This window comes from Shewanella sp. 4t3-1-2LB (assembly GCF_017368415.1).
Lineage (GTDB): Bacteria > Pseudomonadota > Gammaproteobacteria > Enterobacterales > Shewanellaceae > Shewanella > Shewanella fodinae.
Genome location: NZ_JAFNJD010000196.1, coordinates 1 through 247, shown reverse-complemented (window position 1 = coordinate 247; position 247 = coordinate 1). Strand labels below are relative to the sequence as shown.

General features: G+C 43.7%; 1 protein-coding gene. It reads right to left on the bottom strand.

Translation table 11 applies throughout. From position 1 onward, the window contains the following. On the bottom strand, nt 1-247 hold a 247-nt coding region (locus J3L11_RS19755), incomplete at both ends, for a DDE-type integrase/transposase/recombinase (protein WP_207572026.1).

Sequence of the window (247 nt, the reverse complement as noted above, 5' to 3'; positions counted from 1 at the left end):
TCGGGTTGTAAAACATCTCAATATAATTAAACACATCCATCTTTGCGTCGTCCCTTGTTGCATAGATTTTTCGCTTGATCCGTTCACGTTTCAGCAGTTGAAAGAAACTCTCGGCTACTGCGTTATCATGGCAATTGCCTCGACGACTCATGCTACCTTCCAAACCATGAGCACTCAGAAATTCATTCCAATCATGGCTCGTGTATTGGCTTCCCTGATCTGAGTGAACCAGTACTTTGCCATCAAG